Source organism: Azospirillum himalayense, from assembly GCF_042657465.1.
Classification (GTDB): Bacteria; Pseudomonadota; Alphaproteobacteria; order Azospirillales; family Azospirillaceae; genus Azospirillum; species Azospirillum himalayense.
The window spans coordinates 46,647-59,353 of record NZ_JBHSLC010000002.1 but is presented as its reverse complement, the minus strand read 5'-3'; the positions used below and the strand labels follow the sequence as shown (position 1 = coordinate 59,353).

Annotated in this window: 21 protein-coding genes; 8 read left to right on the top strand and 13 right to left on the bottom strand. The window is 63.9% G+C overall.

The window, feature by feature from the left end; translation table 11 throughout:
* Positions 1-147: 147 nt before the first annotated feature.
* Positions 148-378 (top strand): hypothetical protein, encoded by a 231-nt coding sequence (locus tag ACFPMG_RS01055; RefSeq protein ID WP_376993408.1) that lies wholly within the window; start codon positions 148-150, stop codon positions 376-378.
* Between the two features lies 1 nt (position 379).
* Here the strand turns inward: ACFPMG_RS01055 and ACFPMG_RS01050 are convergent, their stop codons facing one another.
* Genes ACFPMG_RS01050 through ACFPMG_RS01015 form a run of 8 tightly spaced genes read right to left on the bottom strand, consistent with a single transcriptional unit; the run spans position 380 to position 2,808 of the window.
* On the bottom strand, positions 380-586 hold the full coding sequence (locus ACFPMG_RS01050) for a peptide chain release factor-like protein (protein WP_376993407.1): 207 nt from the start codon (positions 584-586) through the stop codon (positions 380-382).
* Between the two features lie 52 nt (positions 587-638).
* A complete protein-coding gene (locus ACFPMG_RS01045) occupies positions 639-1,034 on the bottom strand; it encodes a hypothetical protein (protein WP_376993406.1) in 396 nt (131 codons plus the stop codon).
* A 27-nt stretch (positions 1,035-1,061) separates the two neighbouring features.
* Positions 1,062-1,217 (bottom strand): hypothetical protein, encoded by a 156-nt coding sequence (locus ACFPMG_RS01040; RefSeq protein WP_376993405.1) that lies wholly within the window; start codon positions 1,215-1,217, stop codon positions 1,062-1,064.
* A 32-nt stretch (positions 1,218-1,249) separates the two neighbouring features.
* A complete protein-coding gene (locus tag ACFPMG_RS01035; protein ID WP_376993404.1) occupies positions 1,250-1,630 on the bottom strand; it encodes a hypothetical protein in 381 nt (126 codons plus the stop codon).
* A gap of 29 nt (positions 1,631-1,659) precedes the next feature.
* Positions 1,660-1,920, bottom strand: coding sequence for a hypothetical protein (locus tag ACFPMG_RS01030; RefSeq protein ID WP_376993403.1), 261 nt, complete (start codon positions 1,918-1,920; stop codon positions 1,660-1,662).
* Positions 1,921-1,947: 27 nt separating this feature from the next.
* Entirely contained in the window at positions 1,948-2,181 is a 234-nt protein-coding gene (locus tag ACFPMG_RS01025; protein ID WP_376993402.1) for a DUF551 domain-containing protein, read from the bottom strand.
* 22 nt (positions 2,182-2,203) lie between these two features.
* On the bottom strand, positions 2,204-2,425 hold the full coding sequence (locus ACFPMG_RS01020) for a DUF7220 family protein (RefSeq protein ID WP_376993401.1): 222 nt from the start codon (positions 2,423-2,425) through the stop codon (positions 2,204-2,206).
* Positions 2,426-2,427: 2 nt separating this feature from the next.
* On the bottom strand, positions 2,428-2,808 hold the full coding sequence (locus ACFPMG_RS01015) for a nucleoside triphosphate pyrophosphohydrolase family protein (RefSeq protein ID WP_376993400.1): 381 nt from the start codon (positions 2,806-2,808) through the stop codon (positions 2,428-2,430).
* 137 nt (positions 2,809-2,945) lie between these two features.
* Between ACFPMG_RS01015 and ACFPMG_RS01010 the strand changes: the two genes are divergently transcribed.
* The 7 genes from ACFPMG_RS01010 (at position 2,946) to ACFPMG_RS00980 (ending at position 6,687) form a co-directional block, all read left to right on the top strand.
* Positions 2,946-3,290 (top strand): helix-turn-helix domain-containing protein, encoded by a 345-nt coding sequence (locus ACFPMG_RS01010; protein WP_376993399.1) that lies wholly within the window; start codon positions 2,946-2,948, stop codon positions 3,288-3,290.
* Complete coding sequence (locus ACFPMG_RS01005; protein WP_376993398.1) at positions 3,290-3,604, top strand: hypothetical protein; 315 nt, start codon at positions 3,290-3,292, stop codon at positions 3,602-3,604. Before ACFPMG_RS01010 ends, ACFPMG_RS01005 begins: the two co-directional genes overlap by 1 nt.
* Positions 3,597-3,800, top strand: coding sequence for a hypothetical protein (locus ACFPMG_RS01000; protein WP_376993397.1), 204 nt, complete (start codon positions 3,597-3,599; stop codon positions 3,798-3,800). Before ACFPMG_RS01005 ends, ACFPMG_RS01000 begins: the two co-directional genes overlap by 8 nt.
* Entirely contained in the window at positions 3,793-4,071 is a 279-nt protein-coding gene (locus tag ACFPMG_RS00995) for a hypothetical protein (RefSeq protein WP_376993396.1), read from the top strand. Before ACFPMG_RS01000 ends, ACFPMG_RS00995 begins: the two co-directional genes overlap by 8 nt.
* A complete protein-coding gene (locus ACFPMG_RS00990; protein ID WP_376993395.1) occupies positions 4,068-4,322 on the top strand; it encodes a hypothetical protein in 255 nt (84 codons plus the stop codon). The genes ACFPMG_RS00995 and ACFPMG_RS00990 overlap by 4 nt, the downstream gene beginning before the upstream one ends.
* On the top strand, positions 4,315-4,737 hold the full coding sequence (locus ACFPMG_RS00985) for a GNAT family N-acetyltransferase (RefSeq protein WP_376993394.1): 423 nt from the start codon (positions 4,315-4,317) through the stop codon (positions 4,735-4,737). Before ACFPMG_RS00990 ends, ACFPMG_RS00985 begins: the two co-directional genes overlap by 8 nt.
* Positions 4,738-6,156: 1,419 nt before the next feature.
* Positions 6,157-6,687 (top strand): HNH endonuclease, encoded by a 531-nt coding sequence (locus ACFPMG_RS00980; RefSeq protein WP_376993393.1) that lies wholly within the window; start codon positions 6,157-6,159, stop codon positions 6,685-6,687.
* A gap of 95 nt (positions 6,688-6,782) precedes the next feature.
* Here the strand turns inward: ACFPMG_RS00980 and ACFPMG_RS00975 are convergent, their stop codons facing one another.
* The 5 genes from ACFPMG_RS00975 to ACFPMG_RS00955 all read right to left on the bottom strand — a co-directional run bounded on the left by ACFPMG_RS00975 (position 6,783) and on the right by ACFPMG_RS00955 (position 12,691).
* Positions 6,783-6,944 (bottom strand): hypothetical protein, encoded by a 162-nt coding sequence (locus ACFPMG_RS00975; protein WP_376993392.1) that lies wholly within the window; start codon positions 6,942-6,944, stop codon positions 6,783-6,785.
* A gap of 86 nt (positions 6,945-7,030) precedes the next feature.
* Positions 7,031-7,477: a lysozyme gene (locus ACFPMG_RS00970; RefSeq protein WP_376993391.1), complete on the bottom strand. Its 447-nt coding sequence runs from the start codon at positions 7,475-7,477 to the stop codon at positions 7,031-7,033.
* A gap of 71 nt (positions 7,478-7,548) precedes the next feature.
* Positions 7,549-9,072, bottom strand: a complete 1,524-nt coding sequence (locus ACFPMG_RS00965) for a hypothetical protein (protein WP_376993390.1) — start codon at positions 9,070-9,072, stop codon at positions 7,549-7,551.
* Between the two features lie 8 nt (positions 9,073-9,080).
* Positions 9,081-9,833 (bottom strand): hypothetical protein, encoded by a 753-nt coding sequence (locus tag ACFPMG_RS00960; protein WP_376993389.1) that lies wholly within the window; start codon positions 9,831-9,833, stop codon positions 9,081-9,083.
* A complete protein-coding gene (locus ACFPMG_RS00955; RefSeq protein ID WP_376993388.1) occupies positions 9,830-12,691 on the bottom strand; it encodes an LVIVD repeat-containing protein in 2,862 nt (953 codons plus the stop codon). The genes ACFPMG_RS00960 and ACFPMG_RS00955 overlap by 4 nt, the downstream gene beginning before the upstream one ends.
* Between the last annotated feature and the right edge of the window lie 16 nt (positions 12,692-12,707).

Genomic DNA, 12,707 nt, shown 5'->3' with positions numbered 1-12,707 from the left:
CCGATGATGGATGGGATCTACCGAGAACGTAGTGCATTGATTTTTATGCACTTTTAAGCGAGACGAAGCGACGTGTTGGTCAAAATGTTGGCGCGTTGTCTGGATGAAAATGTTGTTCCGCGTCCGTTCCCATGCCACCATCGCCGCATGGAGATCCGCGACATCCTCGGCAACATCCGGGACGACCACGTCATCTACGCCGACTGCGGGCCGTGCAGGCGGTCGTTCCGGCTGGACGTGGCCGTGTTGGTCGAGCGTTTTGGGCCGGACTATCCGACCCTGGACGCGCTCCGCAAGGTGGTGTGCAAGGAGTGCGGGCGTCGGCTCACGACGATGCGGGCGTACGACTCGAAGATGCAGGTGGGGCCGCCGCGGTGATCTACCGCCAGTGAGGCGAGGTCATGGCGCCTTCGATGGCGTCCAGGGCAATGGCCTTGTTCTTGTGCCGGGTGCTGGCGATGTCCACGCATACGGTGATGCCGGCCGCATGGGTCACCATCACGCCGGACGACCGATAGGCGACATGCTGCCCACCCTCCTGATAAGTTCGCCACGCTTCCACGGTGATGTCGGCGGGGTCGATCATCGTTCCTCCTTCAACGTGTTGTGTCCCCTCCCCTGGTGAGGAGAGGGGTCGGTCAGTCGGCCTTGGCTCTCTCTGCTTCGATCTCGGCATCAACCCGCGCGAGCTTCCGCGCGAACTCCTTGGTCATGGCGAGGCGCAACGCCTTCAGAGCGTCGAGGCGGGCGGCGAACAGCGGAACCCCGTTCTGTGACCCCGAACGGTTGGGGGCCGGGGACGCGCCATCTCCATGAGTGGATGACTTGGACCACGCCTGATACACAGAATTCCCCGTCCCCCACAGGTCCATGGCGCGGTGAGCGTTGAACAGCCAACCCGACGCGTGCTCGCCGGACGGCGGAATGGGCATCATCGCCGGCTCGGCATACTCAGGCCACCGAAGCGCCCGCGCCAGATCGCGCGCCTCTCGAAGCGCTTCCATCTCAGCCTTTTCGGCCTTCGTCATTGCCATGCTTGTCCTCCTTGGGGACGGCGGCGGTCAGGTGGAGCGATCCGGAACGCACACGAACCGGATAAAGGGGTTGAACTTCTTCGCGTCATTGGCCGCGTTTTCGCATGCAGTCCGGTCCTCGAAGACAGCGGTGGTCATGGGCTGATGGCCGTACATGCTGACGAGGATAAGTATCCACTTCATGATGTCTGCTCCTTGGGGACGGCGGGGGTGGGTCAGGAACCGAAGCTCATGCTGATGTTGGCGCCGAGCCTGATGACGCCCCGGTCCTTCTTCTCGACGGGATCAAGGATGCTGCGCATCAGCGGATAGATGCTCTTCGGATCGTCCCGGTGGCACCGCTCCAGTTCATCCCAGCGGGCGACCAGAGCGGACCAATAGGGGCTGACCTCGGCCATCTGCGGAAGGCGTGCGCGAAGCTCCGGCACGAACTCCAGCAGCTTCAGGCAGCGGCCCAGGTCGCCCCCGTCGCTCGGGTGGCTGAACGACCGCCCTTTCCCCTTCCGCCCTGTCAGGTGCATCGCCATCGTTCGGGAAGATGTTCCGGTCTCGCCGTAGATGAACCAGTCCAGAACCTTGCTGTCGATGTTGGTCATGTGTCCTGTCCTCCTGTGTGCTGGGGCGGTTAGGCGGCGTCCTCTTCCCGCTCGCGGCGCAAGTAGTCGGAGACCTCGCTTGCCGTCATCGGGCGGACGTCGTCGGAGCCGATCAGGCGGGACACCTCCTTGCAGATGCGCTCCGTGGAGCTGGCGAAGTCGCCGGCCAGAACGGTGCTCAAACCGCCGATCCTGACGGCGCTTTCAAGGCCGGTCTCGTCACTGGTGACGTAGATGGTCAGGTCGGCGCGGATGTGGGGAGGAAGGGAAAACATCGTCGGTTCGGCCATGCTGTGTCCTCCTTGTGGAGTTGGGGGCTAGGCGGAGGGAGGTGGGGGAAGAGGCATCCAGGCGGTCGGGTCGCAAAGGTCGGCGTCCTCCGGCCCCTGATCCGCTCGGCAGAAGCCGTAAATCGGAACGTGGCTGGTCTTCCCCCAGAACACGAGCGCAACGTCTCCGTCCACGACGGCCAGAAACCGCGTTCCGTCTCTCGGCGCGCTCGCGATGTCCTGCCAGTTGGCTATGCGCTCAAGGGCGCTGTCGGTGGTCATGGATACCTCGGGGGTGGGTGGGTTAGGCGGCTCGCCCGTGAAGCCAGTTGAAGGCCCGGCGCCACAGGTAGGACCGGGCCACGCTGATCACGGTGAAGACGGCAACGACGATGGTGTTCTGCGCTGGGCTGACCGCCCACCCAACCAGCGGGTAGACGATCATCCCGGCGACCCAGGACAGCACGAAGCCGGATGCGGTGTTCGCGCTTGCCTCGACCATGGACATGCGCCGGGACTGCCCCATGGTCAGTACGCCTTGCCACCGGCAGCGGCGCGGGCTTCCGGCTTATGGTCTGCGCGGTTGGCGTTGTAGGCCATCTTCTCGACCACGGCGCCGCCGAGATCGAGGCCGAGCGCCCCGGCGAGATCGGCGATGCGGATCAGGGCGTCCGCCAACTCCACCTCCACCATCGGGCGGTGCGGCAGCTTGTCGTCCATCAGGCCCTTGCGGTGCCCCTCCATCGCCTCGCTTACCTCGCTGTGGATCAGGCAGAGCTTGGCCGGGACGACGTGCCGGTCGGACATGTCAGTGCCTTCCCACCAGCCAGCGGCCTTGGAAGCCCCGTGGCAGGCGGAAACGGTCGCGGCGATGCCGTCGCGAACGGCGGAAAGGTCGTGGGAGTCCATGCGCATCTCCGGTTCGTTGCTGATTGTGATTGCCATCATGCATCAAATATGCGACATTATCAACAATGAAACGCGCATGGTGCTTCATGGAACATGCATCTGTTGATCGTGGCTCGGGCGTGGCGGACAGTCGGCGGATGCTGACTGGAAACCAAATCCGCCACCTCCGCGTCTGGGCAGGGATCAAGACGCAAGCCGAACTCGGGAAGCGTGCCGGGGGTCTGAGCCGCGCCACCATCGCGCGGGCCGAAGACGCCGGAGACACGACGCCGGGCCACCTGTCCGTGGACAACATCCTGGCAATCGCCGAGGTGTTCATTCAGGCGGGCGCGGTGTTCTCGCTGCCCCCCGGTGAGCCGCTGACAGCTGGCCTTCATGTGGACTTCCCGAAGAAGGCAAATCCCCTGCCGCCCCTTCCGCCCGGCGGCCCCGGCGTCCGCCTCAAGGAAGCTCCGCCCCCGGACCTGAAAGGTGGTGAGTGATGGACCGAGACGCTTTCCAGGCCCTCGCATGGGCTGGCTTCATCAGCTTCGCGTCCAACAACAGCGACCTGATCGCGGCTTTCGAGCAGGAGACGGGGCGCCGCTTCACCTGCCCACCGAGCGGCCCCATTGCTTCCGCTATCGACGGCGACTCCGGTTCCGCCGATGACAACGCCATGGCCTTCGCCGTGTGGGCCAGCCGGACGCAATGGGGATGGGACGAGACGCCGGAGGCATTCCGGAAGGATGCGGAACGGTGGGAGGCGCGCATGGCCGCGTCTCTCTCCAGCCCCACAGGAGGCGACCGTGAGTGACGTGCCGAAGCTCAGCCAGAAGGAAGTCCTGGCGCTCGCTGGTGCGGAGAAGTCCCCTTACCACTCTGTGCCGACCCGCACGCCTGAATTTGTCAGGGGGTCGCTGCGCATTCTTGGCCTGATCACCCATGGCAATACCATTACCGAAGCCGGACGCGCCGCGCTCTCCAAGCACAGGGAGGCCGCCAATGGGTGACATGACGCCGGAGCAGAGGGCGGAATGGCTCGTCGGGTCGCTCGTGGACGATTTCGTGATCAACGATGTCCAATCTGGAGAGGTTGAGCGCAGGATCGCCACCGCCATCCGGGACGCAGAGGAGCGCGGAAGGCTGGCAGAGAGGGAGAGGTGCGCCATGTGGCTGGACTTCTACGACGGCCGAGGAAAGCGCCGCGCTGAAGCCATCCGCCTTGGAGATCATTGCGCCGCCGCTATCCGGGAAGCGGGAGAGAGGGAGAGTGAGCGATGAGCGAGACGCACGAACTGAAACCCCGCCACTTCGCCGCCCTCTGCAACATCCCGGCCGGGCCTGCGAACCAAGGCGTCCGCCCCGCAGAGGTGGCCCATATCCTGGGCAAGTCGTGCTGCGCCATGCAGCGCATCATGTTCGACCTTCGGGAGTGGGGATACGCTGTGGTGGACGAGCGGACACGGAAGCACGCGCTAACACCAGCGGGCCGCGCCGCCCTGGCGCAGAAGGAAGAGGGCAGTCATGGATGATGCTTCGATACAGGTCACCCTTCACGAACACGAAGGGAAGGTCATCTACGCTGTTGCGGAATGTGACGGGGTATCGGTTGGATGGGCAACGTTCATCCTGGACGAGCCAGATGGCTGCGCATTCTGCCTTAATATCGAAATCTCGCCTCAATACCGGCGACGCTACATCATGTCACAGATGTACAGCGAAGTGGAAAGGCGTATTGGGCGCCCCCTTTCGCCCTCTCAGCAGCTTACGCCGGAAAGCGCGGCGTATTGGGATAAACGCGGCGTTCCGCTTCACAAAGACACCGTAATTAAGACCGCCGAGCAGAGAACAAAGGAAGATGCAGAGCGACCGAGAATGCGCTTTCGTGACAACGGCGTTGATGTTCCTTTGCTTGACAAAACGAGGGATAATCCATCAGAATACTGACGCCACGCCAGCAGCGGCGCCAGATTGACGCGCGTGGTCCACGGGTCGGCTGATCGCCGTGGGAAGCTGGCAGAATTTGCGGACCTCATCCAAGGGTGGGGATAGCCAAGAAGCGCGGTCTACGGTACGCGCCCTCCGCACTGAATACCAACCCACGGCGTGCCGTGGGCTCTCTGGCGATAGACGGGTTGCCGCAGCGCCAGAGCTTATTCGCCCCGCTCATACGGGGCACAGAAAGCGCCCGCCTCGGCGCTGAAAAATAGGGCCTGCGACCCCGCAGCAGAGGCAGGACACGACTTGAGCTTGTTGGAGGCGGCCATCCCGTCTCGGACTTGCGGACGAGCCAAGCGGGGAGAGGTTGGCCCGAATGGGCATACGAGTTGCGGCAGAGGCGCGGGGAGACCCGTATGGCCCTGCTTAACCGGGTGGGAGCCCCGGCTGCCGCAAACAGGTTCCCGCTCTACCGGCTTCGGTCGGCAACGGGCTTGTCAGGCGGGGCCGCCTCCTTACCGGGGCGGCCCTTGCCGTTTGAGCCTAATATCTCGTAATAGCTTGTAATGGAATGGTTTACCGGAGGCGCGAAGAAAAGCGCTCCCATCTCCGGTAAGGCTTTCCATGTCAGCGGATTACCGTCATTCCGGAAAATCCCCCATGACAACAGTCCTATCGCCAAAAATCTTTCGGCAGAACGGCGACGTTTGTTCATGGGACGTTACGTGAACGTTGCCTGCGCGGTTGTATTGTGGCAAAAGAATAAGGCCGGGTGGCGTTGGAAGCGCCCCCGGCCCTGGATCGGTGGTTGAGTCACCGATGGATCATGTCCGTTGACAGGTGTAGCTTAGCTGCCCGTCCCGGTCAACTCTCCATCCGTATTCCATCCCCTTTTCTGGATGTTTCCTTCCACGCTGCATGCGGGACGGTTAACGCTCTGGCGTGTGCAGCGAGCGGGCTACCAGGGGGAGTTCCGGCGAAGCCAAACGGTTGGGCGAACCCGCAAGGGGGAGTGTGGGCCGTAGGATCGGAGACGAGGGCGCGCCGCAAGGCGTCTCGTCACAGTCACACTGAAGGACCGGGGTGCAAGCCGGTTCTGTCTGGGGGCGGGTGCCGGGACCCATACGGACGCACCGCTTTTCAGGCTGCCCACACCCTGGCTTCGGCCGGGAGTGTGGGACTGTGTCTGAAAACAGGAACCTTCCCACCGAACGCACTAGACACTGAGCAGCCCAGCGAAGCTAGGGCCAGCACTGACCAAGGATATAGGAGAGCAACATGGGGCCTGCGGCGTTAAGTTGGAACTTCCTGTCTCGGGCCATATCATGGCTCTACGTCCACGGGCGCCGCTTCACATCCCCACCAAAGGCGAGCGCTGTTGGTCGCCTTCTCCACGCATCTGAGCAGCTTCCGCAGCCCCTCAGGGACATGTTCAAGCACTGCGTTCCCGACGATGGGAAACGGGCGTTCATCAAGTATTTCGACGGCCTTCCGGCGGACCAGAAGCCCCCTCTTGTCACCTACATGGGTCGCCCCATGAAGATCAGCGGGAAGGGCCTTCCCAAGCTCGACAAGGAGGCTGTCAAGAAGGCCAAGGCGGACGACATCGCGGCCAACGGCCACAAGAAGAAGGTCCGAGCGAAGAGACAGGTTCCGCCGGGCCCGGACTTCTACAACAGCCGGGAATGGAAGGAACTGCGCTACAAGGCTCTCCAGAAGCACGGAGCGCGGTGCATGTGCTGCGGGGCAACGCCACAGGACGGCGCCGTGATGCACGTTGACCACATCAAGCCGCGCAGTCGCTTCCCGGATTTGGAACTGGAGTTCACCAACTGTCAGATCCTGTGCGCCGCCTGTAACCTTGGGAAAAGCAACAAGGACCGGACGGACTGGCGCGGCGTGTGGCGGGAAAAGGCCACTCCGCTCGACGATGAATACCGGCGGATCATGGGGATGTAGCCCCGGCGCCACGCTCCGGCTACAATGCCCCTGCATTTGGATGGGTATGGACGCGGGCGGCTTGCCAGGGCCGCCCGTTGTCATTCAGGGGGGCCTCACCCCTTCTTCGCCGTGTCGATTAGGCCAGCCACAGCCACACCAGCGGCGATGATGGCCTCTTGCATGTCGGGGGCGAGCTTCAGCCCCAAGGCCGTGGCGATCAGCACGAAGCCGCGCCATGTGGATGGTTCGGATAGGCGGTCGAGGAAGTACTTCATGGATGCCTCCTTTCAGGTGTGAAAAAGCCCGCCGAGCGGTGTGCCGGGCGGGCTGGGGTGGGCGATATGGGAATTCCCATATCGGGTCAGGGCGTCAGGAAAAGCGCGCGCTCCGCTGCCCGACGCTTCACCAGCCCCGGAAGCTCCGTCTTCACCCCGTTGACGGTGGCGTAGACCCAGCGGGGGAACTGGTCCGCCGCCCCGGCATAGTCGCGCTGGTTCAGCAGCTTCAGCAGCGTGGATTGCTGAAGGCTCCCGGCTCCCAGGTTGAACACGAACGAGGCGAGCGCGCCCCGCTGGTTCGATGTGAGCGGCACCTTGACCAGCTTGTCCACCTGGGATGCTGCAGCGGCCATATCGACGCGCAGGAAGGTGTCTGCCTGTGCGGCGGTGATGATCTGCCCCATCTGCACGCCCGCGGTGTGACCGTAGCCGATGGTCGGCACACCCGCCGGGCACAGATACGCCTTCAGGTATTGCCCTTCGAAATTGCGCACGAGATCAAGCGCCGCGGGCGGAAGCTCTGCGGTCATGGGGTCCTCCAGATATGCGAAAGGCGCCTCGCGGGCGCCGGGGTGGTCGGGTTGGGAGTTTTGTCGCGGGGTCAGGCGGCGCCGATCTTGTCCGCCAGATACAGGGAGAGGATCAGCGCCACGCGCTCGTACTGGACGCCATCGGGGATCATCTGAGCGCCGTCCTTAAGCCGCCGCTCCGTCACCTCCCGAGAGACCTTTTGGACACGCGGGATGGGGTGGTGTAGCGGCCTACCAGCTTCATCCGTGACGGGATGCCCCTCCTCCGTGACGACGGGCAGGAGGTCGACGATCTGCCGGTGGATGGGGCGCGCGACCGTGCGCAGGACGGCCCTCCCCTCCTCCAGCACGATCTCCTGACCGACCTCCTCGACCTCCTCCAGCACCGGCACGTCATCCTCCTCCGTGCCGGTCACGACGTCCTCGTAGGCGTCCGCCGGATAGGTCCAGTGCACCAAGCGAGGGTCGATGGCGGCGACCATCTCCGCGCCCATGCCGTACCAGCTCCAGCCCGGTCGATCCGCTGGGGCCAAGCTGCGGTACCAGATCATGGCGTCAAGGAGCTTCGGCCCGATCTCCCGGACGATCTCAATGTCGATAGGCTCGGCGTCCGTCTTGTAGCGCATGGACGACGTGGAGCGCAGGAGGTTGTTGCTTGCCGCATTGTCGAGGTAGGCGTTTCCGGCGCTCGCAGTCGTCCCTACGCTCGGGACGCGGACGGCCCCAGCATTGTCGATGCGCATCCGCTCGACAGGGGTCGTTGACCCGCTCGGAGTGGTGTAGAAGATAATCCGCCCTGGCATACTTCCAGACGCCGCTGTGCCATCGACTTCAACCACGAATAGGGCCGCGCGCTGATAGGCTGATCCATCGGCGCCGTTGAAGGCAATCTGACCAATCCCGTCACCATTTTGAACCAGCGTGTTTGTCCCGGTGGTCGAACTGCGCGAGCGCTCGAAGAATATGTACGGGCCGCCGCTGTTGGCGGCGTTGAAGCGCCAGAACGTCGCTGACGGGTTGCCATCCTGGATGATCTGTAGGCGCGCAGCGGCGCTGAACGCCCCGGACAAGGAGGCGGTGTGCGCAATGATGACGTGACCAGACGAGTCAACCACGAGGCGCTGCGACCCGCCTGTCTCCAGGGCCAGTGTGTCGGCGCCCGTGGAGAAAATGCCGGTATTGGTGTCTCCGGAGAATGCGTAGGATCCACCAGTGACGGCGCCGCTTGTCGAGAGGGTCGCCGACCCCAGGTCGACGCTGGATCCTGATGCCCCCTTGGTGACAAGGCCATAGGCCGCCTGCACCATGGTCACGGTCTTGACCCCGGCGCCCCAATTGATCGCCGATCCTGTGGAGCTGGAGCGTATCGTGGTGCGGGCCAGGGTTGTTCCGGAGGTGGCATAGGTGCCCGTCCCGACTTCCCACGCCGTATTGCCGGCGTTGTCCACCCCTTCCACCTTGTAGTCGGTCGTGTCGCCGTTGGACAGCACAGCCCCAAAGGTCCGCCGGTTGGCAACCGCCGTCGTCAGGGTATAGGTGCCCGTTCCGGTCGTCTCAGTGTACTGAGCGACCAGATCAAAATGCCTGTGAGCCATCGTTCACCTCAGAGGGATTGGGTAACCGACCACGCGGTGGTCCACCGGGCCGGGTCGGGGAGTGTCATGGTCGGCACCTCGTCCATGGTGCCCATGATGGGGGCGCGGCTCACGCCCTGCCCAGGCGGGTCCCAGATCACCAAAACCTGTTCCGTGGTGCCGGACACGAGGTCTAGCGTGTCCGCGGCGCTGTACTCCGTCAGCATGACCGCATCGAGCGCGAAGGACGCCACGCGCTGCCGTGGGCGCTTGGCGAAGGTCTTGACGCCGGACAACTCGCCAGTCGTCACGGTGGACAGGTCTGACCGCTTCTCGTTGTAGCTGGTCGGGCCGTAGGTCATCGCCCACGCCGGGGAAGCCCACACCAACCCGACTTCCGATACGCCGGTAAAGGTCACTCGGACGTACCGGACGCCCGTGTAGTCCTGCCCCAGGTCCCAGCAGCACAGGCCGCCGTACCCGTCCACAGTGGATAGCGTCTTGGTCGTGGTCAGGATGTCCGTCCCACCGGGGGTGTTCGCCGACAGGTCGAATTTCGCCGTGTGGGTGCCGGATGCCGTGTTGACCAAGCCGTTGAGGGCGAGCGCCCGGACGGTGGTGGCGCCCGGGATGGCGAAATCCAGCACGCTCGCGCCGGTCGGGAAGCTGGCCTTCTTGCCGATGACGGCAGACGCCAGATTTTGCGGGTTGGTGCACCCGGAGGATGCCAGAGGCACCCTCCGGGTGGCATTGCCGTAGGCGGCAAGCATCAGGTAGCTCATGCGACGACTGCCACGCTGTTGATGTCAGTAGGGCACAGGACGCCCGCACCCCCGTAGGACAAATATCCCGTGCCAAATAGGCTGAGAGACGGGTCTGGCCCGGTGACGGTGGCGACGACAGTCGGAGATGACGGCGTGGACACGTCGAGAACGAACAAAGCCGGCGCGTCGTAGCTGCGGGTGTAGAGATAGAAGCCCTCAACTATAGCGTCGCCTATAGTAACCACCGGGACACCCCCAACAGACAGCGGCGTCACTTTGACGAGTGCGGGGGCCGAAAGGGTGCTGAGGTCGAAGGTCGTGATGTTCCCTGGGGTCGCGCCACTGTTTCCATTGCCGCAGGACACGAAGGCGCTGGAGCCATAGATGGCAACTGCCATGGGTTCGTATGCACTCCCGGCAGGAGACGACCCGGTGAGCGTCGGAGAGGACGGTGTGGACACGTCGATGACGCGCAGCAGACCGTTATCGTCGCCGACGATCAGGTGGGAGCCATACGCCGCCATGCACGTCGGATAGAAGGTGGAAATGCCAAGCGTTGCCTCAGTGATCTGAGTGACCCATGTTGGCGATGCAGGAGCGGACACATTGATGACGGCGATGCCGGGGTTTGCCAGATCGCGGAGGACGTAGGCATACGACCCAATTTTCACGACCTTCTTGGCGAGCAACAGACTGGTCCCCGGAACCGGACCCTGGATTTCCGCCAGCCACGACGGAGACGAGGGCGTAGAGGCGTCCATAATGGCAAGGCTGGCGCGCGCCACGCAGGGGACGAAGGCATAGCCGCCAGAGACCAAGACGTCGGCAGCGCCGGACAAGCTGGTCCCCGGAGAGGGGCCGCGCACCTCCGTCACCCACGCGGGGGCGGACGGCGTGGACATGTCAAGCACCGCCACGCTCGCACGGGTGGAGCATGACACGTAGGCCACGTCACCGACCTGTGCCGACCCTGACGCGCCGGCCAGACTGGTCCCCGGCGCCGACCCCTGGGTTTCTGCCACCCACAGGCTGCTGTACTGCTGGGCCTGTCCGTAGACGTAGAGGGTGATCGTGCGGGCTTCCCAATTCCACTCCACCGGCATTGACTGCCCGATCACATCCACGCCAGCATCGCCGTAGAATGTCGGGTGGTGAAATTTGACGACGCCGAACGGCTGGAGCTTCGCAAAGAAGGCCATCGGCAAGACGACCTCGAAAATCTGCCGCTTGGTCAGGAAAAGGTCCGGCGCACCCCGTCCATCCGACAGCGACGACGTGATCAGCAGCCATTCACCAAGCGTCGTCAGGTAGGCTTTGTCCACGATGTGCGTGTCGAGCGCTTCAGGATCGACAGCTGTCTTGAGAGCGGCGAAGATGTCAGACGGGCTTTCCACCGTCGCTTCGTCGCCGGCCTTCTGGACGTACTGACGCATCGCGTCGGAGGCGCCGGACAGCACGTCATTTTCCGACATCAGCGTGTGGTTCTTGTTCGCCATGAGCCTTTCCCGGCCGTTAGGCGGCCACATGGAGCCCGGCAAATCCAACTCGCGCATGGTCAGGATGTCGCCACCGGCAAACGCGAGATAGGACGAGCCGTCCGAGTTTGTCACGGTCTCGGCGTCGCCCGTGGAGAGGACGGTGAAGTCCACTTCGGGCACCGCCCCGTCGCCGAGCGTGTAGTCCGGCGACGTGAAGCGCTCATTCCCGAAGGCGTCGAGATACCGTGACCAGCCGATCCCCTTGCACAGGCTGTCCACGATGTCGTTGGGCGTCGCTTGGTCAGAGATATAGCAATAGCCCGCGGCGTCGTCCTGGATGACGCCCTGAACTTCCTGCCACTTGGCCGAATGATCCGTGCCGCTACCGAAGGGATAGCCTTCCGTCTCGATGATGATGGAGCCGGACGCCACCCCGGCAGCCTCAAGAACCGCACGGATGATCGCCGGCACCGTCTGGACATCGGCGAAGTCCACCGTCAGTCGCTTGGTCGGAGCGGCCCTGAGCTTGACGAAGGTCCCCACGCCCGACACGCGGGCCTGCGCCCATGATCCGGAAGCCACGCTGTGCGACGCCAGGGCCGCATAGGTGGTGAGCGACGCGCTGTCCACGGTCAACGCCTTCGCTCCATCGTAGGCCGCTGGGAGCGCCACAGAGGCCGCCATATCGCTCACGCAGTAGATGTTAAGCGTGGGGTCGATCAGCACAGGGCTGACGTTCTTCGGCGCGCCGTAGTGGCGGGGCTTGAGCTTGCCGGCCATCTCCGCCGTACCCTCAGCGCCGCCGGTACCGGCAAACGGCGTCAAGACTCCGCGGGACAGTGCCGCCCGGTTGTCACGATAGGTGAGCGTCGCCTTGGTCACGCCGTCCGCGGTCAGATCCTCGCCGACGCCCTGCCAGACCGTTGTGAAGCTGTCTAGGCCATAGGCGGGATCGCCGACCATGATCTTTGTGGACCAGCCCCCCACCACCTTCTCGCGGCGGATGCGGGTGAGGCCCTGATAGGTCACGCCGTATCCAACCGTCTCCACAGGGACGCCATCAGGGGAGATGATCAGGTCGATGCTCCCCGACTGCTCCCCGTTGTTCTGCGCGCCCGGACCAAAGCTCACCGTCGATTTGACGAGCGGTCCCGCGTCGATCTCCCCACCCAGCGTCATGCTGGGCAGGGTGTCCGTGGGAAGCGTCGTCCACACACGATCCGACAGGTACATTCGGTAGACCAGCGACGAGCCGGCCGACCGCATTTCCTGAACGACCACCGTGGCATAGTCGCCAGACTGGAGAAGGTCTAAGAGCGAGGGGGCGCCGCCCCCCGCCTCGGCGATGGCGTACTCAGCAATAGCCGATCCGCCAACGCCGCCGTAAGCGTCGGTCATTATTCACCTCGTGACT